This is a genomic window from Labrys sp. KB_33_2, from assembly GCF_052114505.1.
GTDB lineage: Bacteria > Pseudomonadota > Alphaproteobacteria > Rhizobiales > Labraceae > Labrys.
In genome coordinates, this window is sequence record NZ_JBFREW010000004.1 from 284,202 (window position 1) to 309,491 (window position 25,290).

The following is a 25,290-nucleotide window of genomic DNA, read 5'->3' on the forward strand; positions in this document are numbered from 1 at the left end:
CTGCAATTGCTCAAGTCACCGCCGGTGGATACCTCTTCAATCCCGCGGCCTTCCGACAAACTTCGCCAATTAATCAAGTATATTGAAGAAATGGGTCTTTCTGTTTCCGTTTTCAATTCAAGGCCTTAGGCCGCGCGTCGACCGAAACAGGCCCTGATCACCCGTGAGGAATAGAACGAATGAACCGCGGAAATCGCGTTCGGAAATCGGCCAACTCTTCTGCCCGTCCGAAGACGATTGCCTTCGCAAGAGCACAGCGGAGGAGCCGGATAACGCCATCACCGGTTCACGTAGCGCCCGAACCGCAAGGCCTTGCAGACGAAGCGGTCCGCCGCGGCAATCTCAATCCGCCAGCGGATGCAGGTCGCGCACCATCGACTTCACACGCTCGTCGAGGACATGGGTGTAGATCTGCGTGGTGGCGATATCGGCATGGCCGAGCATCATCTGTACGGAGCGAAGATCGGCGCCGTTCTGCAGGAGATGGCTGGCAAAGGCATGGCGCAATACATGCGGGCTGATGCGGTCGGCGCGAATGCCAGCGCTCGCCGCCAGCAGCTTCAATTCCCGCGCGAAATGCTGGCGCGTGAGATGGCCGCTCTCGCCGAAAGACGGGAACAGCCAAGGAGAGGCGCCGTCCCTGCCCGCCTCCGCGAGCAGGGCAAGATAGGCCCGCATGGCCCGCCGGGCAGCCTCGGTGAGCGGTACCAGCCTCTCCTTGGAGCCCTTGCCCACCACGCTCAGCATGTCGAGCCCGGGCCGGGCCGCGGTACGCTTGAGGCTGACCAGTTCCGAGACGCGCAGCCCGGAAGCATAGAGCGTCTCGAGCAAGGCGCTCATCCGCGCTGCCCGCAGACGCTCCGACAAAGGACGGGCGGCATCCTCGATCCCCTCGGCCGCCGCCGCCAGCAGGCGATCGACCTCCGCCTCATCCAGCACCTTGGGCAGGCTACGCCCCCGCTTGGGGCCGTCGAGCACACCGGTCGGATCGTCGGTACGAAAACCTTCGGCATAGAGGAATTTGTGCAATTGCCGGATCGCCGACAAATGACGGGCCAGGGTTGTCGCCTTGAAGCCGAGGTCCGTCAGGGCGGCAAGATGCGCCCGCGCCTCGTCGGCGCCGGCGGTGGCGATCGCCCCGCCCCGGCCCCGCAGGAAATCGCTGTAGTCGGTGAGATCGCGCCGATAGGCCTGCAGCGTATTGTCGGCGCCGCCACGCTCGGCGGACACCATGTCGAGGAAGGCATTGATCAGGCGGCTATCGCTGGCGGGCTTGGGCATGGCGTCAGCCTAAGCCCGCCGAGGTTAACAGCCGGAAAACCGCGCCGGCTATCGGCAGCTCAATAGCCCAGTGCCGCGCGCAGTTCCGCCTTGGCCGGCGCGAACTCGGCCTTGAAATCGTCCTGGCGCATGATGGTGACGGCGATCACCGAGCCGGATATGCGCCCCATCTCGATGTCAGAGGGGTAGTGGATGCCGGCGACCAGGCGGCTATGGCCGTAGTCCCAGGCCCGCGCCATGATCTCGGCACGCTTCTCGGGAACCATGTCGGCGAGGACGATGCCCATCAGCGTGCCGAGGGTGGTGTGGCCCGAGGGATAGGCGCCCGAACTCGACATCTTCACCACCGGCTTTACGATGTCGCTCACCATATGCGGGCGCGGCCGGTTGAGGATCTTCTTGGCCGGATCGACGACGGCGGCTTCGGTTTCGACCACGCGATCGAAGAAAGCGGTGAATTTCGGCAGCTTGGCCTTGTCGAATTTGGGCCCGAACAGCTCGCCGGCAAAGCGCCAGACGGTCTCCTCGTCATCGGCCTTGGCATGGGCGACCATCTCCGGCGTACGCTCGACCTGGAGAGTGAGGATCTCGGCGAGCTCGGCCTTGGTCTTCGCCGAATCCTTGGCCGGCGGCGGCGGCAGGATGGTGACGAGATCGATGGTCTTGGCATCGGTGAAGGGCCTGGCATCTTCGGCATTCGCGGGAGCGAAAGCGGCCAGCGCCAACATGGCGGCGGCAGCGAGAATCGTGCGCATGGAGCACTCCTGTGCATGGGGGCCGCGCCCGCATGGCAGCCGCCGATGACAGCAGGATGACGCTGCTTTGCGCCATTCAGAAATAGAGCGGGTGGTCTTCGAGAGCCAAGGCGATCACCCGAAGCGAGGCCGCGGCCTGCAGGTGGGCATTCGGGCTGGTTTCCTTGACGATGACGGCGGCAAGTTCCCTCAGTGCCCCGATCATGTCGCGCAGCAGCTTGGCATGCGGGATGCGGATGGCCAGGAGGCGGGCGAGCCGCACCAGCATCTCCGAGACGGCGGCGGCATGGTCGGGCTCGATCTGGCCCTCGCGCAGAAAGCGGCGCAGACGCAGGATTTCCAGCCCCATGGTCACGGCGGCCAGGCTCCCGTCCAGCACATATTGGCCCTTGCTGCCCACCCGCTCCAGCGGCGCCATCAACTGGTTGATGCGGTCATAGGCCAGACTCTCGAAAGCCGAGGGCTTGGGCAGGCGCTCATGCAGGCAAAGCCGGGTGAGATCGGCCCGGAAGGCCTCCACCACCCGCTCGACCACGCTTTGCGGCCGGCGGGGCAGCACCACCGCGAACACGGCAAGACTGAGCAGCCCGCCGCCGAGAACCGCGACCGCCGCATTCAGGAAAAGCCAGGGCTCGGCCACCATCGGCTGGCGCGGATTGAGAAAGAGCAGGAAATTGATGGCGAAGGCAGTGGCGATCGGGGTGAAGCGCGGATTGGCCATGCCCAGCGCCGCCGGCAACAGCACCAGACCGATCAGCGCCAGCAGCCAGGGGAGCCCCGGCAGATGCGGCAGCATGAGCTGACCGACCAAGAAGGCGGCCGGCACCGAATAGGCAGTACCCTTGAGGAAGTCCCAGGCCGAGCGCAGCGGATTGGGCATGGTGGCGAACAGGCTCGACATCACCGCCACCATCACAGCCGCGCCGGCAAGATCGGCCCAGCGCGTGGCGATCCAATAGGCTGTGACGATAGTGGTGGCAATCGCCGCCCTGACGGCATTGACGACCGCCACCTCGGTGTCGCGATCGATGGTGAGGGCCGGCAGCTTCCACTGACCGGGTGGATCGGGCGCGCGCAGCCGCAGGGCGGCCAGCCCCTCCAGCACCAGGCGGATGGCCGTAAGGAACTCGATCAGCAGGGTGATGCGTGCCGCTGCCGCCGCACGGTCTTCATGCGGCTGCAGCGGCGCGCCGCGCATCGCCTCGGCCTCCCGGCAGAATTCCTCGATCTGCCGCCGCCAGGGGCGGACGTCCTGGGTGAGCCAGTCGCCCTGGGCGATGCCGTCCAGCATGGTCCTGACGCGGTTGAGCAGCGGGCGCCAGCTCGAATCCGGGGCGCTGGCGTGGGCAAGCAGCGTGTGCACGGCCGAAATGGCCGAGAGCATGTGGCCGATCGTGTGCCGCGCCATGCGGCCATGCGTCACCAGGCTCGGTGCCTCCAGGCGCGCATAGGCACGCATGCCGGCCAGCGCCTCGATATCGACGATCAGACGCTGGTAGCGGGCGTCGAGTTCAGCCTTGGCCGTGCCGCCGATGGCGCCCGCACCATAGAGCGCGATCTCCCTCAGGCTTGCTCCCGCCCGTTCGACCAGCAGGTCGCGGGCAAGCTGAGGCAGCAGCAGGCGGCTCGCCAGCCCCGCGCAAACGATGCCGAGCATGATCTCGATGCAGCGGGCCGCGGCCAGTTCACCAACGAGATGGGGATTGTCGAAAGCCGGCAGTCCGATGATGGCGGCGGTGTAGCCGGCCAACACCGCCCCATAGGATTCGGGATTGCGCAGCATGGAGGCCACGAAGGTACACAGGCCGATCCACACCGCCAGCATGGCCAGGAAAAGCAGATGCTCGCTGCCGGTGAGCTTGACCATCGCCACCGAGGCGAGCGCGCCGATCAGCGTGCCGGCCAGCCGGAACAGACCCTTGGCGAGCACCATGCCCGCGACGGGCTGGCTGACGATATAGACCGTCATCATCGCCCATTGCGGTTGCTCCAGCCCGAGCGCATAGGCGATCGCCAGGGCGAGGAGCCCGATGGCGGTGGTACGGAATGCAAAGATCCAGTCGGCCCGCGGTGGCAGGACCAGATGCGGCAGGCGGGACGACAGGCGTGCAGGAAGCAAGGTCGGGCGAGACATCAGACCGGCCATACAGGGTTTGTCGCTGATTTGGTACCGGATCATGACGCGAGATCATGAAGGGCATCCTACCGCCGAGGCGGCTATGCTCGGCGCGGCAGCATAGGAAACAATCGTTTCCGAACCCCTCCTCGCCTCACCAGATCCCGGGCAGCATGCGATAGCGCACGCGCTCGGCGTAGTCGGCATAGCCTGGCAGACCGCCCGTCAGCGTGTGCTCCTCGACGCGGAAGCGGATCGCGAATGCCAGGAAGAAAACCGGCATCATGGCAAGGCCCCACCAGGAGCCGATCAGCAGCGGCGTGCCGATGAAATAGAGCATGACGCCGGCATACATGGGATGGCGGATGACGGCGTAGGGGCCCGTCGAGATCACGTGATGGTGACGCTCGGCCTGTACCTTGACCACTGGTGCGGCGAAGGAATTTTCGCGAAACACCCACATGATGAAGAGCGTCGAGGCCAGATAGAGCACCAGCCCGATGCCCTGGAGCAGGACGGGCATGGTGGAGGCCTGCAGACGCCGGTCGAGCCCGATGACCACGAACCAGGTCACGGCGACCACGAGGAAAACCCGCATGAACCATTTGTCCGCGCTGGGCTGCTCGGGCGCTTTCAGCCGCATGCGTTCGGCCAGCAGACCGGGATCGGTCCTGGCAAGCCACAGGCCGGAGGCGAGGCCGACAATGAGGGAAACGACCAGGTAAAACCAGGCCGAAGCCCAGTGCAGCGTGCCGGCCGAGAGGAACAGCACCAGGGCCATGATGCCGACGAACACCAGATTGTGCAGGACCAGTTTGACGATCATGGGCACCGTCTCCATTGGGTGGCGCCATCATCCCGCACGTCTTGGGCAAAAATGCAGTTGTCCGAACACGAAGCCTGAACGGGAAAGCCTGGCCGCCGAACACCGGCGCCGCCTTTGTGCGGGACTGCCTTCCGCCTGCCTATGCCTACGGCTTGCTGCCCATGCTAGGGCTTGGCCGGCTCCTTTGGAGGCTCCAGGTTCTTGAGCGGCACATCCTGGCTCATCGGCCGTGTCGCCGGCTTCACATAGGTGCCCAGCACATAGACGAGGCCGAAACCGGTCAACCCCAGCAACAAGAGAATGAGAAGGAAGCGGAAGAGGCTGGGCATGAGGATCCTGAACGCAACGGTGCCAGGATAATGCGCGATTCAGGGCAGCGCCATGGCGTTGTGCCGTCCGCGCGCCCGTGAGGCTCTTGCATCGAGGCCCCTCTCCGGTTCATTAGAACGATGAACTTGTTGATGCAGGACGATATGAGCGGCTTTGCGACACCTCCTGTCCCGGCCGAACGCGAGAGGAAAGTGGCGGAGGCCCTCGCGGGGCGGTCGGTCGTGCTGGTGGGTATGATGGGAGCAGGCAAGAGCGCCGTCGGCCGGCGCCTGGCGGGGCGGCTCGGCCTTGAATTCCGCGACGCCGACACCGAGATCGAAGAAGCCGCCCAGAAGACCATTTCGGAGATCTTCGCTGCGGATGGCGAGACCTTCTTCCGTGACAAGGAGCGGCGGGTCATCGCCCGGCTGCTGGACTGCGAAACGCCGATCGTGCTGGCGACCGGCGGCGGCGCCTATATGAATGAGGAAACCCGCGCCCTCATTGCCAATTGCGGTGTTTCGATCTGGCTGAAGGCGGAACTCGATGTTTTGATGCGGCGCGTCCGTCGCAAGCCGACCCGCCCGCTCCTGCAGACGCCCGATCCGGAAGGCACGCTGAGGAAGCTGATCGAAGCGCGCTACCCCGTCTATGCCGGGGCCGATATCACCGTGCTCTCGCGCGACGTTGCCCAGGAGGCGGTGCTGGAAGATGTCGTCACCGCCCTCGAACACCATTTGTCGACCGAAAGATCGGATAGATCCGCATGAGCCAGCCCATCGTCGTTCCCGTCGCGCTGGGCGCGCGCTCCTATGAGATCGCCATCGGCCCGGGCCTGCTCGCCGAAGCCGGCCAACGTATCGCCGCCCTCGCACCCAAGGCGCGCCTCGCCATCGTCACCGATGCCAATGTCGCGGCCCTGCACCTGAAGACATTGGCTGACAGCCTCGATGCCGCCGGGATCGCGCACCAGACCATCACGGTCACACCCGGCGAGGCGTCCAAGAGCTTCGCCACCTTCGCCGAGGTCTGCGAGGGCCTGATCGCCACCCGGGTCGAGCGCGGCGATCTCGTCGTCGCCTTCGGCGGCGGCGTGGTCGGGGATCTGGCCGGCTTTGCGGCGGCGGCAGTCCGGCGCGGCATGCGCTTCGTGCAGATCCCCACCAGCCTGCTGGCGCAGGTCGATTCCTCGGTGGGCGGCAAGACCGGCATCAATTCCCGCCACGGCAAGAACCTGGTCGGCGCCTTCCACCAGCCCAGCCTGGTGCTGGCAGACACGCAAGTGCTCGACACCCTGTCCAAGCGCGAGTTCCGCGCCGGCTATGCCGAAATCGCCAAATATGGCCTGATCAACGACGCCCCCTTCTTCCATTGGCTCGAGGAGCATTGGCAGGAGGTGATGGCCGGCGGGCCGGCGCGCGAGAAGGCCATCGCCACCTCCTGCCGCGCCAAGGCCGGCATCGTCGCCCGCGACGAGACCGAGACTGGCGAGCGGGCCCTGCTCAATCTCGGCCACACTTTCGGCCACGCCCTGGAAGCGGTCACAGGGTATGATTCCGCCCGCCTCGTGCATGGTGAGGGCGTCTCGATCGGCATGGTGCTGGCGCATGAATTCTCGGCGCGGCTTGGCCTCTGCTCGCAGGAAACACCATCGCGCGTCGCGGCTCATCTCTCCGTCGCCGGCCTGCCCACCCGCATAGACCAGGTGCGGGGCGGGGTCGGCACGGCGGATGATCTGATGAACGCCATCCTGCAGGACAAGAAGGTCAAGCGCGGCAAGCTCACCTTCATTCTAACCCGCGGCATCGGCGAGAGCTTCATCGCCAATGATGTCGATCCCAGTGCCGTGACGGGCTTCCTGGCAGAGAAGCTCGCCGATGTTTAGAGGCTCCATACGAAGCCACTGCCGCCGGGTCATCCCGGACGCGGCGCAGCACGGGATGACGAAGAGCAGGCCTCTCGCAGTGCTCCCTCCTCGATCCCATAGGCGCTGACCATGCATCCCGAGGCCTGGTACTCGCTCTTCATCGTCTTCCTGCTCCTGCTGGCGGGCTTCTTCTTCGCGGGCTCGGAAACCGCCCTCACCGCCGCCTCGCGGGCGCGGCTGCACTCGCTGGAGAAGAACGGCAGCCAGCGCGCCAAGATCGTCAACAAGCTGCTCGACATCCGCGAGGCGATGATCGGCTCGCTCCTGGTCGGCACCAGTATCGTCAACACGGCCGCGGCGGCTCTGACGACGGGCATCCTGCTCGACATCTTCGGCGATGTCGGAATCTTCTATGCCACCATCGTCATCTCGGTGCTGACCATCGTCTTCGTCGAGATCCTGCCCAAGACGCTGGCGATCAACTACCCCGAGCGGTTCTCCCTGGCCGTGGCCTGGCCTGTCAGGCTGGTAGTCGTGGTGTTCTCTCCCGTCACCGGCCTGCTCGGCTGGCTGGTGCGTGCCATCCTGCGCCTCTTCGGGCTCGAAGTCGGCAGGCATCCTTCCCTGCTCTCGGCCACCGACGAATTGCGCGGCACCGTCGATCTCCTGCATAAGGAAGGCTCGGTGGAGAAGACCGATCGCGACATGTTCGGCGGCCTGCTCGACCTGCAGGAACTCACCGTCGACGACGTCATGGTCCACCGCACCAAGATGTTCTCGGTCGACCTCGACGAGGGGCCTGCCCAGATCGTGCAGAGCGTGCTGGCCGCCCCCTATACCCGTATCCCGGTATGGAAGGACAGTCCCGAGAACATCATCGGAGTGCTGCATGCCAAGGACCTGTTGCGGGCCCTCGATGCCGCCGGCAATGATCCCCTCAAGCTCGACATCGAGGAGATCGCCCTGCCGGCCTGGTTCGTGCCCGACACCACCTCGCTGGTCGATCAGCTACGCTCCTTCCGCCGCCGCAAGCAGCATTTCGCCTTCGTGGTCGACGAATATGGCTCGGTGCTCGGCATCGTCACGCTGGAGGACATCATCGAGGAGATCGTCGGCGACATCTCCGACGAGCACGACCTGGTGGTGACGGGCGTGCGCCCGCAGGCCGACGGTGCCGTCAATGTCGACGGCTCGGTGCCGATCCGCGACCTCAACCGCGCGATGGACTGGAACCTGCCGGACGAGGAGGCCACCACCATCGCCGGCCTGGTCATCCACGAAGCCCGTACCATCCCCGAGGCCGGCCAGACCTTCACCTTCCACGGCTATCGCTTCCAGGTGTTGAGGAAGCAGAAGAACCGCATTGCCTCGCTACGGATCACCCCGATCGTGGCAGAGACGCCAGAGGGGTGAGAGCAGGGCGTGGCGCGCCCCAGCCATCCGGGTTCGCTGGGTGCGATGCCCGCCGCATAGCCGAGGACTTGCGGCCGTGCCGATCACCTGGCTGGAACAATCACGATCCGGGAAGTGCGCATTCTCCCTCGAAATCAGGCGGTTCCGAATGGGACAGGCGCGCTTCACTGCCCCTCATCCTCCGCCCCAGCCTCCCGTTTGGTGACATTCAGGATTTGCGGTATGGCGTATTGGCGATCCCGCCAGCGAGGTTGATGGTCCATTCCCAAGCCGACTTTCCACGCGATTGCACGCCTCGCGGGCGTTGGTACGGCGACGGTCGAACGTGTGCTGAACGGCCGCGGTGGTGTACGGCCACGCTTGACCGAAAAGGTCATCGCAGCCGCGCGGGCGCTCGACTATCCGCGCCGGCTGCCGGAGCTGCACCGCGGTATTTTGCGGATCGACGTGATCCTCGTGCGGCCTGAAACCACCTTCTTTTCGCGCCTGTCACAGGCCTTCGGACGCATTGCCGCCGGCCTGGATGCATCGCTCGCCGTGCATCGCACCTTCATGGACGAGCATGATGCTGCCGCGATCGCCAAGCGCATCGCAGAGCCCGAAGCGAGGCGGGCAGGCCTCATCCTCGCCGTACCCAACCATCCACTGATCCGAGCCGCCCTGGCAAAGGTCAGAGCCGAAGGCATCCCGGTCATCCAGATCGTGACGCGTTCGGAGGGGACCGACGCTATCTATGTCGGCATCGACAACTACGCCGCTGGTCGTACGGCCGCGCATTTCCTGTCCCGGATGCAGCCGAGCCGGGGCTCGGTCATCGCCCTCTGCCACAGCCAAGCCTATCAGGTGCACCGCGAACGTATCCGGGGGTTCTCCGATTATCTTCAGGAGCGGCCTCGCGACGGCCTGTTCTTCGTTGCCGTCCTGTTCGGCCTGGATGACGCCGACCACAGTGCGAATAGGCTCGTCGAGGCCTTGCGGGCCTGGCCCGATATGGTCGGTCTCTACAACGCAGGCGGCGCCAACGCCTCGCTGTCGTCGGCTTTGCGCGGCCATCCGCGCGGCGGCGAGATTTTCTTCATCGGCCACGAACTTACCGAGCGCAGCGCCGTTGCGCTGCGAGAAGGGGTCATGTCGATGGTGATCGATCAGGCACCCGAGGCCCAGGCGCGGCGCGCGCTCGACCTGATGCTGGCGCGCCTGGGCCTGGTCGGCGCGCCCCTTGCAAACGACCCCATCCGCTTCGTGACGATCACTTCCGAAAATCTGTGACGCTTGAGGTTCTTGATCTGATTTGATCAGGAAAGCAGCGGCGTGGCCTGCCGCCCCCGCCTATGGTTCTCCCGCCAGTTTCGGGAAGAACGCCATGGGAAAACGCATTACGGTCTATGACCTGCAGAGCCGGAAGGGTCAGAGAAAATGGCTGCAGCTGCATGTCGACAACGCCGAGGAAGCCGCTGCAGCGGTGGAATGCGGCATCGTCGTCCTCTCCTGCGAGCCCGATCATCATCTTGAAGGCATCCGCCAGGCCGCACCTGCGGCTTTTCTTTCGGTCGGCATGCCGCACGGCACCGTCGCCTCCCCCGAAGAAGCCATCCGTCTTGGTTTCCAGATGCTGAGACGTGGGGCGGATGCGATCTATTGTTCCCATTCGCCGCTTTTCATCGAGGCCATGGCCCGGGAGGGCATTCCGGTCACCGGCCATGTTGGTCTCGTGCCCAACCGTGGGACCTGGACGGGCTTTCGCGCCGTCGGCAAAACACCGGAGGAAGCGGTGCGCGTCTTCCGGGCGGTCAAGGATCTCGAAAACGCTGGTGCAGCCGCGATCGAGGTCGAAGTGGTGCCGGTGCGGCTGGCCGAATACATCACCCGCAATACGCCGATGATCACCATGGGGATGGGCTGCGGCTCCGCCTGCGATACCCAATACCTCTTCTCCAGCGACGTGCTCGGTACGCACGCCGGCCATTATCCCCGCCATGCCAAGCGCTATGCGGATTTCAGGGCGCTGATGTCGGAGCTGCAGCACAAACGCGTCGAAGCCTTCAGCGCCTTCGCCACCGACGTCGCCGACGGCACCTATCCGGAGCGCAAGCACAAGGTGGACATGGACGATGCCACTTACGAGCGCTTCCAGGCGCTTGCACGATCAATCTGACGGAGCACCTCCATGGATGATTTGACCTTCGGCAAGCGCAACAAGCGCGGTGACTGGGCGCCCGCCAACCGCATAGAGATCGCCCCGGTCTTCGTGCTGCCACCCCAGCCATTCGCCTTCCTCAAATGGCTTCCCCATTATTTCCTGCCGTGGAACCTGCTGTTCGCCGCTTCGGCCGTGGCCTACTGGTATTTTGCCGTGCCTGAGACGGAGGCTTTGAAGACGCTGCACTGGGGCTGGGTACTGCAGCTCTTCGCCATCAACTCCCTGGCGGTCTTCTTGTTCTACGGCGCCTTCGAGCTGCGTCTCTATATCCTGCGCCGGCAGGGCAATCGCTTCAAATACAACGGCAAATTCCCGGGCGACGCCAGCAATCCGGCTTTCCTGTTCAACAGCCAGAACCTCGACGGCATCATCCGTACCTTCGCCTCGGGCGTTCCGATCTGGACGGCGATCGAGGTCGGCCTTCTCCATGTCTCCGCCAATGGCTGGGGGCCCTGGGTAGGCCTTGCCGAGCATCCCTGGTACCTGTTCTGCCTGGCACTGATCGCGCCGCTCTTTCACGAGGCGCATTTCTTTGCGATCCACCGGCTGATCCATTGGGGCCCGCTCTACCGCTTAATCCATTCCGTGCATCACAACTCGGTCAATCCCTCGCCATGGTCCTCGCTTTCGATGCACCCGGTGGAGCAGTTGCTCTATTTCTCCTCGGCCCTGGTCCATCTGATCATCCCCTCAAATCCGATCTTGGCGATCTACCAGCTGCATTATGCCGGCTTCGGCGCCGTGGTCGGCCATCTCGGCTTCGACAAGATCGAGCTGGGCGAGGAGGCTGCGATCGATAGCCATGCCTATACCCATTACCTGCATCACAAATTCTTCGAGGTGAACTATGGCGACGGCCTCGTGCCTTTCGACAAATGGTTCGGCACTTGGCACGACGGCACCGCCGACGGCGATGCCCGCATGCAGGCTCGCTACGAGAAACGCAGGGCGCGGGCCAACGCCGAAAACACCGCCCAATAGCCAGATCAAGCGAGGGGATCACTGAAATGAACTGGATTTCCGCCTGTCATCTCGACGATATCGAACAGGAAGGCGCGCGCCGCTTCGATCATGCCGGCCGGACCTATGCGCTCTACCGTTCGCCTGCCGACGAAGTCTTCTGTACGGACGGCCTGTGCACCCACGAGGCCATTCATCTCGCCGACGGCCTGGTCATGGATTACGAGATCGAATGCCCCAAGCATTCCGGTATTTTCGACTATCGCACCGGCGAGGCGAAGAGACTGCCAGCCTGTAAGAATCTGAATGTCTACGTAGCGCGGATTGCCGATGGGACCGTCATGGTCAAACTGCCCGGCTGACAGCGGTTCCCCGCTCGCCCTCCCCCTTCATTGCAGTCCCTATGAAATGCTCCAATCCTTGGGCAAGGGTGCGGAACTCGCTGCGCCTGGGGTAACATGCCGACACGTAGAGCCATTCTGGCACGAGGCGTCCTGGCGGCCGGTAGCGTGCTCGGAGCGAGCCTATGCCCGAGGAAGGTGAGCCTCACGCCGCCACCTGGATGGCCTTCGGCCCGAGCACGAAGATCTGGGGCAAAAGGCTGCGCTCCGTCGCCCAGGAAAACCTGGCGGAGATCGCCAAGACCATTGCCGCGCATGAAACGGTGAACATGCTCGTGCGGGAGGAGGAGCATGACCTCGCAGCGCGCCTGTGCGGCCCGGCGGTCAATCTGCTCGTCCAACCGATCGACGATCTGTGGATGCGTGACACCGGTTCCGTCTTCGTCAAGAACGCCTCCGGCGAACGAGGCGGTGTCGGCTTCAACTTCAATGGCTGGGGCGACAAGCAAAGCCATGCCTGAGACGCCAAGTTGCCGCCTTCGTGGTGGGCAAGGTCGATGCGCGTTCATCGAGACCGACCTCGGGATGGAAGGTGGCGGCATCGAGGTGGATGGCGAAGGAACAGCCATCATTACGCAGAGCTGCGTGCTCAATCCGAGCCGCAATCCCGGCGTGAGCAAGGCGGCCTGCGAGAAGGAACTCTTCCGTCTCCTGGGGCTGGAAAAGATCATCTGACTGCCCGGCATCGCCGGCATGCAGCAGCGGGTGGCGGCATCCATTGCACGACGCAGCAGCAGCCGAAATAGGGCTTCGACCATGCCATAGGCAAAGGCGTTCCGATGAGCGAAGAAAAGACGTTCGAGACCGAAATTGCCCCGTTCCGTCAGCCGATGGTGACCTCGATCGGCATCGCGTTGGGCTTCCTGCTGGCCTTGGTCGGTCTGGCGATCGCGCTGGTCATCTGAGCGGTGCAAGCATGCGGCGAACGGCCGGAAACGGCGAGACGCGGGCTGCGCATCCCACATTCCCGCCCTGCTGCCGGCTCGTTCACCAGCCGGACCGTTCGAAATTGGAAAGCCCTAAATCCCGTCGAGAGTCCAACTGCCACTGGCTGAAAATCCGGGTGGAGGTTGCGGCCCCTCGAGTTCAGAGCTTGTGAGTCGTCGCTCCGAGACGACGCCGAACCGAGGCTTCCAATTCCTCGGCAAAGACGATGGTGGAGCGCAGGACTGCAATCTCATTCAAGGCCTGTGATCCCTGATCGTCGATCGCGATCGGAAATTCCATCTTGCCCGCGGCGGTAGGCACTCGAACGCTGAACAGAAGGCGACCGCTCCCCTGTACTTCGACTTTCATCAATTCGACATTTGTCATTTTACTCTCCTGAAAAAAACCGCCCCTCCATTTTCGAAGCCCGAATTTAGAGAATTAATCCGAATATTTGAGTTTATTATTTGAGTTATATTTCAACTTCGAATGACGACGAGTAATCGCGGGGCGGGATGCCCCATCAATACCCCATTCCTCCATTTGGCATGGCGCCGGCAGCGTCCGATTCGGTCGACACGATAATCGCTTCGGTGGTGATCATCAGGGCCGCAACGGAGCCTGCATCCTGCAATGCTGCCCGGACCACCTTGGCCGGGTCGATGATGCCGGCCTCAAGCATGTCGACATAGCGCTCGGTCTGGGCGTCGAAGCCGAGATTGGGATTGTTTGCTTCCAGAAGCTTGCCAACCACCGTCGACCCCTCGACGCCGGAATTCTCGACGATCTGCCGGATTGGCGCTTCGAGCGCACGCATGACGATGGCAATGCCTGCCCGGACATCGGGATTGTCCGAGACGATCTTGTGGAGGACAGCCTTTGCCCGCAGCAAAGCGACACCGCCCCCGGGGACAATGCCCTCCTGGATCGCCGCGCGGGTGGCGTTGAGCGCGTCCTCGATACGATCCTTCTTTTCCTTGACCTCGACCTCGGTTGCGCCACCGACGCGAATAACAGCCACGCCGCCCGAGAGCTTGGCGAGGCGCTCCTGCAGCTTCTCCTTGTCGTATTCGGAGCTGGTCTCTCCGATCTGGTTCTTGATCTGCCGGATGCGGGCCGTGATCTCCTTCTTGTCGCCGGCACCATCGATAACGGTGGTGCTCTCCTTGTCGATGTGCAGGCGCTTGGCACGGCCGAGCATGTCGATCGTGACATTCTCGAGCTTCACACCAAGATCGTCGGAGATGAGTTGTCCGCCCGTCAGCGTGGCAATATCGGCAAGGATGGCCTTGCGCCGATCCCCGAAACCCGGCGCTTTCACCGCGGCGACCTTGAGGCCGCCACGCAGCTTGTTGACGACGAGCGTTGCAAGAGCTTCACCCTCGACATCCTCGCAGATGATCAGGAGAGGCTTGCCGGTCTGCACCACCGCTTCCAGGAGCGGCAGGAGGACCTGGACGCTCGTCAGCTTCTTCTCGTGGATCAGGAGATAGGCATCCTCCAGATCCACCGACATCTTCTCGGCATTCGTGATGAAATAAGGGGAGAGATAGCCCCTGTCGAACTGCATGCCCTCGACGACATCGAGTGCGGTTTCGGCGCTCTTGGCCTCCTCCACCGTGACGACGCCTTCATTGCCGACCTTCTTCATCGCCTTGGCGATCATCTTGCCGATCGAGGCGTCGCCATTGGCCGCGATGGTGCCGACTTGAGCGATTTCATCCGAGGATCGCACCTTCTGGGCCCTCGCCTCGATATCTTTCACCACGGCAAGCACGGCGAGATCGATGCCACGCTTGAGATCCATCGGATTCATGCCGGCGGCGACGAATTTCGTACCTTCCCGGAAAATGGAGGCGGCCAGCACCGTCGCAGTCGTCGTTCCGTCGCCGGCAAGGTCATTGGTCTTTGAGGCGACCTCACGCACGAGCTGGGCGCCCATGTTCTCGAATTTGTCGACGAGATCGATTTCCTTGGCGACGGTCACGCCATCCTTGGTGATGCGAGGCGCACCGTAGGCACGGTCGATGATCACATTGCGCCCTTTGGGCCCAAGCGTGACCTTGACGGCATTGTTGAGGATCTCCACGCCACGCAACATGCGATCACGGGCATCGCTGGAGAATCTGACATCTTTGGCGGGCATGGTTGAACTCCGGTCTCTGTTGTGTGTGAAAGGCAAAGGCAAGCACGGCGTTTACGGCCGCCTCAGCGACGGCTTTCGTTTTGTCGGGACGGCGACGACGCTGCTCTCCCATGATCGGGATCGCCTCACCTTGCCCCGCGTCTGCTCTGCCGTTTCGAAGTAGCGACCTCGTCCCACCGCCGAGGCGACCGACAACGGTTCGGTCTGCCTGAGGTCGAATGTCTTTGAAGTGCACTTTTCAGGCTCGGCGCACATCGGCACGCCACCCCTTTCTTTATACACTCTTTGGCACTCCATGGACATGAGTGCTAGAAAATAAAAATCAACCCTTATTCCAGAGATTGAAGAAAATTTAATTCCACTTGACCGAAAAATTCCAACACAGCTTTTGTATACTTTAAAAAATAATTCTCGATATTAAAACGAATAGGGAGTAAAGTATTTTTCTTTAATGGAAAAAACGCATGGCGGATTTAGAAATGGGATCTTTAATAAAAGGTTTTATTTGAATCTCTGTATTTTCCGAGCGCGAAGCCGTGCCCAGACCTGCCATGAAATAGTATCCATACGGCGTTGATTGGCGCACTTCGCGACTGCAGAGCGAACGTCGCGACATGGCCGACAATACGCACGATGGCATGTCCACGCCCTTCCCGAGACGTCTTGCGAACAGCGATATCGCTTCTGGCGTGGCGCCGAAGCCCAGGCGAAGGAAGCGTTTTGGACATTTGCTTCGCCGCGTGAGGAGGCCCCGATGCGACAAATTCTTTTCAAGTCACCATTCGACGATGGCTTCGACAAAGCGATCGCCAATTGGGAGAATGAAGGAGGCGCCATGCGGGTAGCTCCCGACAGACTTTCCTTGCAGGTTCAGCGAGATTTGCTCGAACGGGAAATATTCCAGGCCATCCTGACAAAAGGCCTGGACGACGAAGGGGCCTTTCGCCCATTTCATTCCTTCCCGTGGGCAATCCGAGCAACTGTCGTCGAATGAACGCCCCCGCCCGGAATCTGGTTGTCGCAGCGAAGGTGACGATCAGCCGGGTGCCATCAGAGGCGGAAACGGCGGTGTTGGAGCAATGTGACCCGCCTGCAGGGGAGATTCCTCTAACTCTTTGTTTTAGCGTACTTTCTTATTCGAAAGATCTGTCGCTTTTTGGAAGTCGCTCTAGGGACGACGTGAGGACCCAAGCCATGAACAGCCCCGGAGGCGTCCTTCTGGAAAAGGCGGTTCTCGCCTTGCTTCAGCCCAAAATCGGCTATTTCTCCGACCATGCCGTGGTCACGCGTACGATGCCGATCTCGCTCTGGCGCGAGCATATGCAATCAGCCATCCAAGCCTACCTTGCCGCCGCGGCGGTAGAGCGAAAGTCCTCCCGTTCTCGCAAGAGCCGAGAGCGGAAATTATCCGTCGGCAAAGGAGAGGTGTGATGAATGTCCGCACGACGCGTTCGACGGTGACTTTTACCAAGCCATTCCGCCTCGATGGCTTCAACGAAAATCAACCGCCAGGAGATTATAGGGTCGACATCGACGAAGAGCTGATCGAGGGCGTGTCGTTTCTGGCCTATCGCCGCATAGCGGCTCTTTTCCACCTGCCGGCGCTCTCAGAGCCACAAACCTCGATCCAGGTTGCCAGCATCACGCCTGCCACGTTCGACGCCATGCTCGAACAGGATTCCACGGCGATTTAGCAATTGCCGGAATTGGCTCGGCAACACGACCGCAAGTCTCGTCGGGCTGGACTTACGCGGTCAGCCGATGTGCTGCAAATCGGAGCCAAATGGCGGCAGGGGAAGCATTTTACGTTGGTACCTCGTATGTCCAGACCCGAAACGACTTCAAGACATGCGGGCCGAACGAGTTGATGAGAGGGACATCGGCTGCGTCCCGGCCCCGAGCAACCACGATCCGGCCAATCCGGGGAACATTGTTTCGCGGATCGAACGTATGCCATGCCCCGCCTAGGAACACCTCTATCCAGGCGCTGAAGTCCATGGGGTCGACAATGGGGACGCCGATGTCCCCCAGATGACCGTTGACGTAGCGCGCGGGAATATTGAGGCAGCGGCAGAGCGTTAGCGCCAGATGCGCGAAGTCGCGACAAACGCCGATGCGCTCATGGAAAACCTCGAAAGCCGTTCGTGTCGAACGGGCCTGCATGTAATCAAAGCGGATGTGGCCGTTGACGAAGTCGCAGATTGCCTGCACGCGGCCCCAGCCGGGAGCGATCTTGCCGAACATATCCCAGGCGATCTGGCTGAGGCGATCCGTTTCGCAGTAGCGGCTCCCCATGAGGTAGGCAAGGCAGTCATCTGGCAGTTCAGGCACCGGGAACTCCCGAGCGGACGGGAATATCCTGTCCGGCTTGCCGTCGTCCTCGATCGTGGCATCGCCCCAGATGGTCAGGTCGCCCGTCGGCGCCACAAGCCGACGGCAGCGATTGCCAAAGAGATCGTGATAAGTCGACAGTTCGGCGGGTGGCGTGGTGAGGATCGTTTCTGCGGCCCGAATGTCGGCCGCGCGATCGTCGTGAACAGACATCAGGCAGACCAAGGCGGTCGGTTGTGGGCAGTTCAACGTGATTTCGTAGCCATAGCGGATCAGCATCAGACCACCGATCGGAAATCAGAGACGGTCAGCGTGTAGGAACTGAGGTGATCGTGAGAATAGGCCTCGCGGGCGACATCATGGATGGATGCCCGCAAGGCATCGAAAGCCGAAATGCACTCCGCTTCCGATGCCGTCGGTCCGCGTGACATCGTGGCCGCTTTGGCGAGCGCACCAGCCTCGACGAAGAACCGTATTTCGAACATGCCATCATACCCGAAGAAACGGACGGCGTTCCGTACTTCATCGAAGCTACGGCTTAGGTTGGGAAAGGCGAGTGTCATGATTGGTACCCCGTTCTGGCAGGTCCCGAGCGAAGTACGATTTCCATAAAACGCCCTTTGGAAACATCCTTTGCTCGAACTTCTTGTTTTGACGAACTTTCATCGCTGTCGATGTTCAGGCGGCGCCCTTTCATCCAGAAGCGCGATGCTGCCGAGACTCTGTGCGAATAGAGGCGGTTTCCTCCGCTATCACTGATGGTGACGGCGTCGGGTTGCTGCGGCATGTTGAGGGTACGCCAAAGCTGACAGGCGATCTCGATCGCATCGTCGACGCCGGCGGCATCCACGGTCTCACGGCCGATCACAGCATGCGCATCGTCAGCCTGACGGACGCGGTAGAATTCGATCACGACCTTCATCAGCATCTCGTCGCTCCGCACGATTTCATCGTTGTCGGATCTTCCCTTTTCGAGTGCGGCGCCCGAATCGGAGGGAATGATCGGTACCGGCGGCCGCGGTGACCTTTGCATGCCAGATCCAGGCAGGTGGGCGAGGGAGCTCACGCGGCGAAGCACAAGCCAGGAGCCCCTGGATTGTTTCCTCGTCAGGGTAGGCACGGGAGCTTCCAAACGACAGACAAACGCCGATATGCCATGCGGTGGCTATATTTTGAGCTTCTGCCTCTCGAAAAGGCAATCAGCCAAGTCAACAACCTCTATAGATATGCGCTTCGATTGGGCTCCAAAAAAGGCGCAATTGATTTTATTTTTTGGTGAAGGAAAAATACTTCCCAATGTTAAAATATTTCAAAGAATGGCACGCGATTTTGTATCCGGATTAAATTATTATGGATGTTGCCACATCTTAAACAGATACTATTCGGTCGAGCATCGGCAGTACATGCTAGGCATTCGTCTTTTTTCCACACCTCGAACAGGCACCCGTCAAGCCGCCACCCCCTTCCCACCACCGCCCTCTCGCATGGGGTCGTGGGAAGGGTGTGGCGGTACTGCGAACCCTCTCCCCCGTTCCCATGTGCCCTACGTCACACGCCAGTCGACGCCCCTTTGCCACGCCCTTTAAACTTGTCTCGATTTCCCCTATCTGGTTGCTCAATATTCAAAGCGTCTTACGATTTGGCGGAACCGCCAGAAATCGCAAAGACGCTCCAGCCAATCCGTTGGATTGGCTTGGAAACAATCAGCCTGGAACAAATAAGCGTTCGGTATGAACGCGTTTGCTCCAGGGGTGCCAACCCAGGGGAGAGCCGCATGGCCGAGTTTGACGCCGCGATCAAAGCCGCCGAATCCGAGATCAAGGCCGCCCAAGCCAAGATTTCCGAGGTCAGCTCGAAAATCGAGCGCGCCCATTCCAAGATGGAGCACGGCGAGGACATCTCCATCGACATCCAGAACGCCACGCTCGACGACGTTCATGCCCATTCCAATGCCATGAACGCCAACATCGCCGAGCTGATCATGGGCCTAGACGACGTCACCGCCGGCTTCTCCAAGGAATTCGACGCCATGCGGGAGAAGTCCGGCTGGGAGAGCTTCGTGGGCATGTTCTCCTCGGCGAAATCGGACTCCATGCGCGAGGAGCGCCTACGCGCCGCCTCCATCGACGACAAGCTGCAGGATCTGATCTCCAAGTCCGACATCATCGTCAACCTGCTGCAGAGCCAGCTCGGCGTGCTCAACGACCACAAGAGCCGGGTCGAGAAGAACCTGACCGGCACCCTCACCGACCGCGAGAACACCGTGGCCGAGCTCGAGAAGATCCGGGCCGAGGTGCTGGCGATGGACCCCAGGATCATCGACCTCGAGAACAAGATCTCGATGGAACAGGACGCCGCCGCCCGCACGCGCCTGGAGAGCGAGCTCGCCCAGACCAACGGGATCTACAACGAGCTGGTGCAGCAGGAGCAGGTCAAGGTCGCCCAGTCGCAGACGCTGGAACGCTATATCGAGCAGGGCAAGACCTGGGTCGACAGCCTGCAGAACCAGGCGGCCACCCAGATGGTGCTGATCAACAAGCTGCAGACCGACACCAAGCAGCGCGTGGTGCTCTATGACGCGCTCACCAAGTCGCTCAAGACGGCCCAGCAGCAGGACGTCGCCCATCGCATCAACGAGATCGGCGTCAAGACCGACCAGGAGGCCCAGGCCGCCATGGCGGCCATCGGCTCGGCCACCAACCAGCGCATGGCCGAGATGATGGAAAAGCACGAGGACCATATGGTCTTTGCCCGCAAGGTCCTGGAAGAAAAGGCCAAATCCGACGAGCGCTTCGCCCGCCGCTTCGCCAAGATCGTCGAGAAGCACGACAAGAACCTCTATGGCGGGGCGTGAGGCTCGCTTACCCATCTCGGAACGGTGCGTGTGACGATGTTTCCCGTGGCTCGACTTTTGTCATTGCCGGGCCTGACCCGGCCATCCAGCCGACCTTTCCATCAAAGATGGATCAACACTGGATGCCCGGGTCAGGCCCGGGCATGACAAGATCGGTGTTTCCACCATCAGGAACTAGAGGCCGCCCTTGAACCCTCCCGGTAACGACCACGTCACCTTGCCGGATCCCCAGGCGATGCGGCGCTATTTCGGCAAATTCTCCCGCATCATCCGCCACTTGCGCGAGGTCACCGGCCAGACCGGCCTGGCCAACGACACCAAATATGGCGGCAATGAATTCGGCAGGATCCAGCTCGACCTGATCGAGAACTATCTCCAGCGCCTGGCCAAGACCTTCACCGCTCTCAGCCTCAAGCATCTGATGTCGGGCCGGGTCTCCTCGTTTCCGCTCACCTTGGCGATCGACCGCTCGGAGAGCGGCTTTCCGGTGTTCCAGGAGATCATGACGATGGCGAACGACCTCGTGCAGGTCGACCGCCACCTCGCCAACCAGCCCGACCAGGTCCGGCTGAAGGAGGAGATGATCGCGCACATCCTCTCCGAGCGGGCCAGGCCCACCAGCCTGCAATATGCCCTGAGCCAGCGCATCTACTACGAGACGCTGAAGTCGCGCGGCCTGTTCTTCGCCCAGAACCATCCCCAATTCGTGCTGCTGTCCGACGCCAAGGCGCAGCGCCGGCGCTACCTCCTGCACTGGGCCGTCTATGACAGCGCCCTCAGCCTGCCGGTGATCTATCTCCTGGTGGTCGAGGATACCGGGCACGTCATCCTGAACGAGGATCAGATGCGCTGGCCGCAGGTGCAGTCCCACCTGATGGCTCAGTCGCTCTCCAGCCTCAAGCTCCTCACCATCGCCCGCGGCTTCGACGTCGATTTCGACAATCTGCACCCCAAGCTGTTGAGGCGCATCCATGTCGGGCCGATGTATTCGCATGCCTTCACAGAGCAGACCGGCCCCTTGCGCGAGATCCTTGCCGAGGTCTCGCGTACCGAGGACAGCGACTGGGCGTTGGCCTGGACCATCGAGACCCTGGTCTCGGCCCGCAGCGAAAGAGTGCCCGCCGGCCTCCTGTCCACGGTGGAGCGCGAGATCTTCGACCTCGACCAGTACCAGCCCGCCGCCGCCGAAGCCGGCGTGACCAGGCTTGAACGCTCGCTCATCCTGCCGGTCCTGCCCTATCAGGTTCTCGTCGACCGCGACCCGCCCGGCTTCCGGGACGTGCGTAAATATGTGGTGGGCGAGGACGGTTCGCTGCTGACGGGGTTGTGATGGGTAGCGCCGCGCGAAAAACCTTCTCCCCTTGCGGGGAGCATAGAATGACCGTGAGGACCCTATGACCGCTTCCCTCAATCTGATGGAAATCCGCGAAGCGGCGATCCGCGCGCAGTATCCACAGGCCCTGGCCCTGATGGAGGGGTTCGAGCATGCGCCGCGCATCGCCAAGGCGAAGGCCGCGCCAGCCGGCGCCGCGCCGGCCGAACGCTCGCCCGGCATTCCCACCGCCACCGGCCGGCTGTTCCGCGCCACCACGCCCGGCCTGACCGCGCGTTCCAGCGCGGCGCAGGACGGCGTCCATCTGATCGCCCGCATCAGCCAGGCCGATCCTGGCGAAGCCCTGATGAGCCCGGCCCAGGCCAGCGTGCTGCAGGCTTTGCGCCGGGCGCTGGCCACCGCCATGGCCGTCGGCGAGCTCTATGAGGAGCGCACCGCTCTCGGCCAGCTCAAGCGCGACAATCGCGAGGGCCGCCTCGATCCGGCAAGGCGCACCGAATTCGCCGAGCTCCTCACCGCGGCCTCCCTGATCGCCCTGCACGTCACGGCGAACATGCTCTCCTTCCTCATCGCCGCACAGGCGAGCGAGGGCCAGGCCGAGGTCGGCGAGCTCGAGGAAATCCTCACCGACAACCCATCCATCGCGCTGCAGGGCGCCCTGTGGGAACTCGACGGCATCCTGAGCCGAATGGATGGCGGCCTCAAGCTGGTGCCGACCCTGACGGCCTGGTGCGAACGGCTGATGGAGGCGGTCGCCATGCGCGCAGGCACCGCCCCGCGCCTGGAGGCCTTCACCAGCGCCGCCTATCGCGTCGAGGCGGACGATTTCCAGATCAATGGCTTTGCACCCTCCACCCACAAGCGCTCCACCGCGCTGACCATGGCCTTCAAGAAACCGACCGAGGTGGTGGGCAACCACATCGCCAAATACCAGTCGATGAAGCTGGCCAAGATGCTGATGGCCTATGATTTCGACAAGCGCCTCAATCCCTTCGCCGAACTCGGCGGCTTCATCTTCACCTTCATGGGCGATGGCAAGCCCGGCACCGGCAAGACCACGCTGATCCAGATGATGGCCGGCCTGCTCAACGATTATTGCGCCAATGCCGGCTATCCCTTCCGCTATGCCAACCTCTCCACCGACAGCATCGATTCCTACCAGGGCAAGTCGGCCCAGAACGCCAAGGCCTTCATCCGCGAGATCATCGACCCCGCCGTGATCGGCTTCGGCACCATCGACGACATCGACCAGCTCGCCGGCAAGCGCGGCGACCGACAATCCTCCTCCGGCCAGCTCGAGATCACGGCCGTGTTGATGGAGAGTTTTGCTGGCGCCAATACCGTGGTGCGCGGCAATTGCACCTTCGGCATGTTCTCCAACTTCCCGGAAAATGTCGACGACGCCCTGCGCCAGCGCGCCGGCGCCCGCTTCCTGGTGGATGGGCCGCAGAGCAAGGAGGACTATATTGACCTCCTGTCCTTGCTGCTCGGCAAGCGCCACCAGATCCCGCTCGGCGAGCACGACCTCTTTGCTGCACAGGAGATCCGGCAAGCGGTGGCCGCCTCCTATGACGCGCATTCGCGCCCGCAGGAGGAAGCCCTGAAAAAGGTGTTCGACAGCGTGCAGGGCAAGATCGGGGCGCTCGACACCGTTGCCAGGCTCGGCGCCTATCTCAAGGCGATCCAGGAGGCAGACGAGCGCTTCACCGGCCGCGCCATCAAGAACATCACCGATGCCATCAAGGTCAGGGCGATGGATTTCGAGCTGCCGGACGAATGGATGGAAAAGCCCGAGCTCTTCCTCACCAAGGACTATGCTACCAAGCTCGCGATGATCTCCGAGCTCGCCAAGCCCATCACGGTCGAAATGGTGATCCAGGAGATCAATCGCTACGCCGATAGCGAATTCCGCTATGCCGACAAGTCGGACGAGGCGGCCATCGACAATGCGGTGCGCGACATGGGCCGCATGGAGGAAGCCAAGAAACGCTATCTGGAGCAGCGCACATGATAGTGATCATCGGCGTTGGACGTTCTGTCATCCCCGGCAAGGCCGAAGGCCTTGGGAAGGGGATCCAGGGGCCAAAGGGTTGTTCACATAGCCCCTGGATTCCCTTCCCGCCGCCTGCGGCGGCGCCGGGAATGACAGATAGTCTTTCGAGGTCATCGTCATGATGGAGCGCCTGATCGAAGCGGGGCTGATGTTCGGAAACCTCATCGAGGTCTCCTCCCCCACCATGGTGGCGCGCTACAATGCGGCGCTGGAAAAGCTCATCGGCAAGCGCACTGGGCTGGAGGACTTCCACATCGACCTCTCCGGCTTCTCGCCGGAAGTCGGCGACGAGCTCGACGACATCCGCTACCTCAATCCCGAGGGCTGCAACCGGATGTTCATCCTGCTCAGCCTCGACCAGCTCAAGGCGCCGCTGCTGAACGCCCAGTTCTCGACCATGCGCTCGGTGCTGCGCAACTTCATCCAGGACAATGCCAAGGAGCTGATGGCGTTGAGCGTGCGCGAGGCCGTGATGGGCGAACTCGTGCATTCGATGTGGCGCATCAAGAGCCCGGCCGACCTGTTGGAACTGCGCACCGTCACCGTCGAGGCCAACACGCCTACCGACCGGCTCGGCGAAGCCGAACAATTGTCGCGCCTGATCGAGGACTTCCGCGTAAAGGACGATCTGTGGCAGGACGACGCCTATATCGACGGCATGATCAAGCTTGCCGGCCGGGTTGGCGACATCACCCGCAACCCCGTGCGCTTCCGCAAGACCGACTACAGCCAGGGCAATTTCTACACCAATTATTTCGACGGGCTCTATCTGTTCCGGGACATGTCCTACCCCGCCATGCTCTATCGTGGCGTGGCGCCGGGCTTTCCCAAGATCGGCACCGTGGAGACCAAGAATCTCGAAAGCGCCGTGGATGTCTGGCACTTCCTGCAGCTCAACGGCCTGATCACCTCGGTCTTCGAGGCTGCTGACCTCAACGCCAAGGCGCTGCTGCGCCAGCGGCTCGATTTCATGCTGGCCAGCGTCCTCGCCGGCAAGGATGACGCACCGGCGGAGCTGGCCCGGCTCAATCGGCAGGATCTGCGCCGCTTCGCCATGCGCCATGCCAACGACCTGCCGCCGGAATTCGAGGCGGTGGAAGCAGCCCTGCGTGCCGCCGAACAGGGCCTGAATCCGCGCCTTCCCGGCCCGTCGGAACCTGGCTGCTTCTATCTCTATCGTGCGGCCCAGTTGCCGGACCGCGACCTCGTCAACCAGTTGCTCAGCGAGTTCACGCCGCTCGACATCCGTCAGCTCTTCCTGTGCAACAAGCCGGCCTTCTACAAGGCCTATCAGGGTTGGTCCGCGCGCAAGCAGGATTATGTGGTGGAGTTCCTGTCCCGGGATGAAGCACTCAGGAACGACGATGCCTGGGAGGATCTGTTCGGCGACGGCACGCCGGAGGAAGAACCCCAGCCCCAGGCCGGACCATGGGGCGCGATCCCGAAGGGGTGAGGAATGGAGCGCGGACATCTTGTCCGCCCCTTAAAAACACCCTACCTCTCAAATCGCTAAGAGCG

The 25,290-nt window shown here is 62.4% G+C and carries 27 protein-coding genes; 17 read left to right on the forward strand and 10 right to left on the reverse strand.

Translation table 11 applies throughout. The features are described 5' to 3' along the window. Window positions 1-342: 342 nt before the first annotated feature. From AB4037_RS09690 to AB4037_RS09710, 5 genes are all read right to left on the reverse strand, one after another. Window positions 343-1,281 (reverse strand): site-specific tyrosine recombinase XerD, encoded by a 939-nt coding sequence (locus tag AB4037_RS09690; protein WP_434954991.1) that lies wholly within the window; start codon window positions 1,279-1,281, stop codon window positions 343-345. 59 nt (window positions 1,282-1,340) lie between these two features. After that, a complete protein-coding gene (locus tag AB4037_RS09695) occupies window positions 1,341-2,036 on the reverse strand; it encodes an acid phosphatase (RefSeq protein ID WP_434954990.1) in 696 nt (231 codons plus the stop codon). A gap of 76 nt (window positions 2,037-2,112) precedes the next feature. Further along, a complete protein-coding gene (locus tag AB4037_RS09700) occupies window positions 2,113-4,170 on the reverse strand; it encodes an FUSC family protein (protein WP_441771366.1) in 2,058 nt (685 codons plus the stop codon). A 136-nt stretch (window positions 4,171-4,306) separates the two neighbouring features. Then, window positions 4,307-4,978 (reverse strand): methyltransferase family protein, encoded by a 672-nt coding sequence (locus AB4037_RS09705; protein ID WP_441771367.1) that lies wholly within the window; start codon window positions 4,976-4,978, stop codon window positions 4,307-4,309. A 164-nt stretch (window positions 4,979-5,142) separates the two neighbouring features. Then, window positions 5,143-5,307, reverse strand: a complete 165-nt coding sequence (locus AB4037_RS09710; RefSeq protein WP_434954986.1) for a hypothetical protein — start codon at window positions 5,305-5,307, stop codon at window positions 5,143-5,145. A 132-nt stretch (window positions 5,308-5,439) separates the two neighbouring features. Between AB4037_RS09710 and AB4037_RS09715 the strand changes: the two genes are divergently transcribed. The 10 genes from AB4037_RS09715 to AB4037_RS09760 all read left to right on the forward strand — a co-directional run bounded on the left by AB4037_RS09715 (window position 5,440) and on the right by AB4037_RS09760 (window position 13,033). Further along, a complete protein-coding gene (locus tag AB4037_RS09715; RefSeq protein WP_441771368.1) occupies window positions 5,440-6,057 on the forward strand; it encodes a shikimate kinase in 618 nt (205 codons plus the stop codon). Further along, a complete protein-coding gene (aroB, locus tag AB4037_RS09720; RefSeq protein WP_441771369.1) occupies window positions 6,054-7,172 on the forward strand; it encodes a 3-dehydroquinate synthase in 1,119 nt (372 codons plus the stop codon). The genes AB4037_RS09715 and aroB overlap by 4 nt, the downstream gene beginning before the upstream one ends. A gap of 111 nt (window positions 7,173-7,283) precedes the next feature. Continuing rightward, the gene (locus tag AB4037_RS09725; protein WP_434954983.1) at window positions 7,284-8,567 is read left to right on the forward strand and encodes an HlyC/CorC family transporter; all 1,284 of its coding nucleotides are present in this window, start codon (window positions 7,284-7,286) and stop codon (window positions 8,565-8,567) included. A gap of 261 nt (window positions 8,568-8,828) precedes the next feature. Next, entirely contained in the window at window positions 8,829-9,836 is a 1,008-nt protein-coding gene (locus AB4037_RS09730) for a LacI family DNA-binding transcriptional regulator (RefSeq protein WP_434959581.1), read from the forward strand. Between the two features lie 94 nt (window positions 9,837-9,930). Further along, a complete protein-coding gene (locus AB4037_RS09735; protein WP_441771370.1) occupies window positions 9,931-10,722 on the forward strand; it encodes a 3-methyl-2-oxobutanoate hydroxymethyltransferase in 792 nt (263 codons plus the stop codon). Between the two features lie 12 nt (window positions 10,723-10,734). Further along, the gene (locus AB4037_RS09740) at window positions 10,735-11,748 is read left to right on the forward strand and encodes a sterol desaturase family protein (RefSeq protein ID WP_441771371.1); all 1,014 of its coding nucleotides are present in this window, start codon (window positions 10,735-10,737) and stop codon (window positions 11,746-11,748) included. A gap of 26 nt (window positions 11,749-11,774) precedes the next feature. Beyond that, window positions 11,775-12,089 carry a MocE family 2Fe-2S type ferredoxin gene (locus AB4037_RS09745; RefSeq protein ID WP_441771372.1) on the forward strand — a complete coding sequence of 105 codons (315 nt, stop codon included), beginning with the start codon at window positions 11,775-11,777 and terminating at the stop codon, window positions 12,087-12,089. A gap of 164 nt (window positions 12,090-12,253) precedes the next feature. After that, on the forward strand, window positions 12,254-12,589 hold the full coding sequence (locus AB4037_RS09750) for an agmatine deiminase family protein (RefSeq protein WP_441771373.1): 336 nt from the start codon (window positions 12,254-12,256) through the stop codon (window positions 12,587-12,589). After that, window positions 12,582-12,803 (forward strand): agmatine deiminase family protein, encoded by a 222-nt coding sequence (locus AB4037_RS09755; RefSeq protein WP_441771374.1) that lies wholly within the window; start codon window positions 12,582-12,584, stop codon window positions 12,801-12,803. Before AB4037_RS09750 ends, AB4037_RS09755 begins: the two co-directional genes overlap by 8 nt. Before the next feature lie 104 nt (window positions 12,804-12,907). Beyond that, complete coding sequence (locus AB4037_RS09760; protein WP_441771375.1) at window positions 12,908-13,033, forward strand: hypothetical protein; 126 nt, start codon at window positions 12,908-12,910, stop codon at window positions 13,031-13,033. Between the two features lie 181 nt (window positions 13,034-13,214). On the opposite strand, the gene AB4037_RS09765 is transcribed toward AB4037_RS09760, so the two are convergent. Together AB4037_RS09765 and groL are read right to left on the reverse strand one after the other, a co-directional pair. Continuing rightward, window positions 13,215-13,442, reverse strand: a complete 228-nt coding sequence (locus AB4037_RS09765; protein WP_434954978.1) for a hypothetical protein — start codon at window positions 13,440-13,442, stop codon at window positions 13,215-13,217. Window positions 13,443-13,578: 136 nt separating this feature from the next. Further along, on the reverse strand, window positions 13,579-15,201 hold the full coding sequence (gene groL, locus AB4037_RS09770) for a chaperonin GroEL (RefSeq protein WP_441771376.1): 1,623 nt from the start codon (window positions 15,199-15,201) through the stop codon (window positions 13,579-13,581). Window positions 15,202-15,955: 754 nt separating this feature from the next. Between groL and AB4037_RS09775 the strand changes: the two genes are divergently transcribed. The 3 genes from AB4037_RS09775 to AB4037_RS09785 are packed head-to-tail and all read left to right on the forward strand — an operon-like array spanning window position 15,956 to window position 16,895. After that, window positions 15,956-16,195, forward strand: a complete 240-nt coding sequence (locus AB4037_RS09775) for a hypothetical protein (RefSeq protein ID WP_441771377.1) — start codon at window positions 15,956-15,958, stop codon at window positions 16,193-16,195. Beyond that, window positions 16,192-16,632 (forward strand): hypothetical protein, encoded by a 441-nt coding sequence (locus AB4037_RS09780; protein WP_441771378.1) that lies wholly within the window; start codon window positions 16,192-16,194, stop codon window positions 16,630-16,632. The genes AB4037_RS09775 and AB4037_RS09780 overlap by 4 nt, the downstream gene beginning before the upstream one ends. After that, entirely contained in the window at window positions 16,632-16,895 is a 264-nt protein-coding gene (locus AB4037_RS09785; protein WP_441771379.1) for a hypothetical protein, read from the forward strand. Before AB4037_RS09780 ends, AB4037_RS09785 begins: the two co-directional genes overlap by 1 nt. A 109-nt stretch (window positions 16,896-17,004) precedes the next feature. Here the strand turns inward: AB4037_RS09785 and AB4037_RS09790 are convergent, their stop codons facing one another. Genes AB4037_RS09790 through AB4037_RS09800 form a run of 3 tightly spaced genes read right to left on the reverse strand, consistent with a single transcriptional unit; the run spans window position 17,005 to window position 18,460 of the window. After that, the gene (locus AB4037_RS09790; protein WP_441771380.1) at window positions 17,005-17,811 is read right to left on the reverse strand and encodes a transglutaminase-like domain-containing protein; all 807 of its coding nucleotides are present in this window, start codon (window positions 17,809-17,811) and stop codon (window positions 17,005-17,007) included. Beyond that, window positions 17,811-18,095 (reverse strand): DUF1488 domain-containing protein, encoded by a 285-nt coding sequence (locus tag AB4037_RS09795; RefSeq protein WP_434954972.1) that lies wholly within the window; start codon window positions 18,093-18,095, stop codon window positions 17,811-17,813. The genes AB4037_RS09790 and AB4037_RS09795 overlap by 1 nt, the downstream gene beginning before the upstream one ends. After that, window positions 18,092-18,460, reverse strand: coding sequence for a hypothetical protein (locus tag AB4037_RS09800; protein ID WP_441771381.1), 369 nt, complete (start codon window positions 18,458-18,460; stop codon window positions 18,092-18,094). The genes AB4037_RS09795 and AB4037_RS09800 overlap by 4 nt, the downstream gene beginning before the upstream one ends. An 846-nt stretch (window positions 18,461-19,306) precedes the next feature. Here AB4037_RS09800 and AB4037_RS09805 point away from each other — a divergent pair. From AB4037_RS09805 to AB4037_RS09820, 4 genes are all read left to right on the forward strand, one after another. Beyond that, window positions 19,307-20,386 (forward strand): hypothetical protein, encoded by a 1,080-nt coding sequence (locus AB4037_RS09805; RefSeq protein ID WP_441771382.1) that lies wholly within the window; start codon window positions 19,307-19,309, stop codon window positions 20,384-20,386. 187 nt (window positions 20,387-20,573) lie between these two features. Beyond that, on the forward strand, window positions 20,574-21,716 hold the full coding sequence (locus tag AB4037_RS09810; RefSeq protein ID WP_441771383.1) for a hypothetical protein: 1,143 nt from the start codon (window positions 20,574-20,576) through the stop codon (window positions 21,714-21,716). Between the two features lie 64 nt (window positions 21,717-21,780). Further along, window positions 21,781-23,730 (forward strand): ATP-binding protein, encoded by a 1,950-nt coding sequence (locus tag AB4037_RS09815; RefSeq protein ID WP_441771384.1) that lies wholly within the window; start codon window positions 21,781-21,783, stop codon window positions 23,728-23,730. 160 nt (window positions 23,731-23,890) lie between these two features. After that, on the forward strand, window positions 23,891-25,225 hold the full coding sequence (locus tag AB4037_RS09820; RefSeq protein WP_441771385.1) for a DUF6638 family protein: 1,335 nt from the start codon (window positions 23,891-23,893) through the stop codon (window positions 25,223-25,225). Window positions 25,226-25,290: the final 65 nt, after the last annotated feature.